Below are 2,645 nucleotides of genomic sequence, written 5' to 3'. Positions count from 1 at the left end.
TTCGGGATCTCGGTAAGCAGATACTCAAAGTAATCATACGGTTTCAGATTGTTTGCTTTTGCGGTTTCTGCAATGCTGTAAATGATGGCGCTGGACTTTGCGCCAGCTATGGTATCGATCATCACCCAGTTTTTCTTGCCGATGCAGAATCCGCGGATGGACTGTTCCGCAGCGTTATTGTCCATTGGCACTTCGCCATCGTCCAGGAACACTTTCAGGTATTTTTCCTGGTTCAGGGAATAATTGAAGCCTTCCCACGTCTTGCTTTTTTGCGGCACTTTCGGGAGGGTTTCACGCACCCATACGAAATAAGCCTCCACCAGGGGCTTTACGCTCAGCTGGCGGCGGTTCCTCCGTTCTTCTGCCGGAAGATCCTTAAGCAGTTTTTCCTCCCGGTAGATGGCCTGTATCATGGTCAGCGCAAGATATGCGCGGCTATCCTTCTGCTTCTGCTTAGGCAGCGCTTTTACTGCTTCATCAAACCTGCGCCTCGCATGGGACCAGCATCCGGCAATCTTCAGATCTTCCCGTTCCTCTTCAATCGTATGATAAACCTGATAGCCGTCCGTGACACATACCCCTCTGAAATCCTTCAGGAATTCCCTTGGATGGCTGGCGTTGCGCGTCCTTTGGTATTCATACAGGACGATCTGACATTTCGTATACATCCGTCCGGTGCGGTATACCCACATGTAACTTTTGCTCCCGGCAGGGCGGCCGTCCTTATTCACCAGCACGGGCGTTTCGTCTGCCTGCAGGACGTGGTAGCCGTACAGCTTTTCGTGGAGGTAATCATAAAGAACCGCAAGGTAACGGTCTGCGCACTGGATCGTCCAGTTCGCCAAGTTCTGTCTTGAAATGTGCAGGCCATAACGTTCAAACTCCTGTTCCTGCCGGTAAAGCGGGACGGCATTGACATATTTGGCGTTCATTACCGCTGCCTCCAGCGAAGGGGAAACAAGGCTCCCCCTTAATAAGGTCTGCGGATGCGGCGCTTTGATGACCTCTTCCGTTTCTTTCCCGGCATATACCTTGACATGGTGTTCCTCCACCTCGATTTTCGCCGGGGTAAAGCTGTACCTGCGGTATACTTCATCCGGGAGCTGCTTCCAGCCATCTTTTCCAAATTTATCTTCCAGTTCCTCATCCGTCATGGAATGTTCTACCACAACTACCGGAACCCCCTCCAGATCTTCTTCCCGTTTCCCCTGCTTTTTCTTCGGTTTTGTGCGAGAAACACTTTCCGCCTCCTCCTGTGTATTCTCCTCTTCAGTGACAGCTTCAGATTCGTTAAAGAATACGATCTTCCCATCCACTTCCATAAAGGAAACCTGGCCTTCGGCCTCATGTTTTTCCGATGACCTGCCAAACCGGTGCCGTTTTAGATCCGCCATCTGTTCCAAAACAAGCTGAAGCGTATGATCGATATTTTCAAGCTGCTCCTGCTGCGACAGGAACAGCCGGATAAGCGTTTCCCTGTCAAGGCTGTTCAGTTGTTCTTCCGTATATTTTAATGCCATGCTGTTTTCTCCCGGTATCCTGATAGCTTTATGATACCATGGATACGGGATTTTTGCGAACCTGCCGCTGCCGGATGTCCGTCATAATGCCTATGGTTAAAACAGAGGATATGGCTCCTGTACAGCGCTGCCCCTGGGATTGTTTCCAGAAAGGGAAAGGTGCGCCTGCGTCTGCCACATCCCCTTTTCCAGTACGCAGAGAGGTTGTGCAGGGATGGGACAGGGCATTTTTTTCAGCAGGAAAACTGTCTGAAAAGTTCTCCGTTTTTCACAAAGTCATCCCATGTATTCCGGCGGTTCCACCGACCTGACCGATTTCTTCGGGGTGATTGTCAGCCCTTCCATCAGCCACCGGAACTGCTGCGGTGTTAATTCACGCACTTCATCCGGAGTGCGCGGCCACTGGAACCGGCTTTCTGAGAGCCGCTTGTATAGCAGGAGCCATCCGTCCCCTTCCCATACAAGCCCCTTGATGCGGTCTGTGCGTCTCCCGCAGAAAAGATAAAGTGTATCCTTTATATATGGCCGGTTCCCGGTCTGGGTTTCCACGAGTGCCGCCAGCCGGTCCATCCCGGCGCGCAGATCGGTGTAGCCACAGACAATGTAGACAGCTTTAAAGCTGGTGGCGTCATTAAGCATGCTGCACCACCTTAAGGACTGCTGCAAGCAGTGGCATGGGTGTGGATTCCGTTATGTGGATGGAAAAACCATTTACAGAAACAGAAAGCCCATGCTGTATACCGCTGCCGTTTTGTGTTTCCTCTTGCAGGAGGCATGGGTTTACTGGGACAATCTGCTGCACCGGAGCCTCTGGCGCAAGGGATTCCAGACACACTTCCCTTACACGGCGCAGTCTGTAATAATAGTTTGCTTTCGTAATGCCGTGGCCGGCACACCAATCAGCGACACTCATACCTGTGGGACGGTTTTGGCATTCCCTGATCTGTGCGGCCCATTCTTGTAAACGGTACTGTACAGCCACTGCCGTTGTTTCTGAACTCATAGACTTACCTCCGTATAGCGGTATCAAAAGTTGAAACTTAACTTTTAATACCATGATAGAAATATAGCCTATTGTCACATATTTTGCCGCCCTAGTCGAGGTACGCACTATCTACCGTTTAC

4 protein-coding genes are annotated in these 2,645 nt (G+C 51.0%); all 4 read right to left on the bottom strand.

Annotated elements, in window-relative coordinates:
* Positions 1-1,520, bottom strand: a 1,520-nt coding sequence (gene tnpC, locus D7Y06_RS24630) for an IS66 family transposase (protein ID WP_120410113.1), incomplete at its 3' end; no start/stop codon positions are given.
* A gap of 28 nt (positions 1,521-1,548) precedes the next feature.
* Positions 1,549-1,698, bottom strand: coding sequence for a hypothetical protein (locus tag D7Y06_RS26290; RefSeq protein WP_158591498.1), 150 nt, complete (start codon positions 1,696-1,698; stop codon positions 1,549-1,551).
* 98 nt (positions 1,699-1,796) lie between these two features.
* Positions 1,797-2,159 (bottom strand): IS66 family insertion sequence element accessory protein TnpB, encoded by a 363-nt coding sequence (tnpB, locus tag D7Y06_RS24625; protein ID WP_120410112.1) that lies wholly within the window; start codon positions 2,157-2,159, stop codon positions 1,797-1,799.
* Complete coding sequence (gene tnpA / locus D7Y06_RS24620; RefSeq protein WP_120410111.1) at positions 2,152-2,523, bottom strand: IS66 family insertion sequence element accessory protein TnpA; 372 nt, start codon at positions 2,521-2,523, stop codon at positions 2,152-2,154. Before tnpA ends, tnpB begins: the two co-directional genes overlap by 8 nt.
* Positions 2,524-2,645 lie beyond the last annotated feature (122 nt).

Source organism: Roseburia sp. 1XD42-69 (genome assembly GCF_003612565.1).
Lineage (GTDB): Bacteria > Bacillota > Clostridia > Lachnospirales > Lachnospiraceae > Roseburia_B.
Note: the sequence above shows the minus strand (reverse complement) of the source record. Positions and strands in the feature narration are given on the sequence as shown.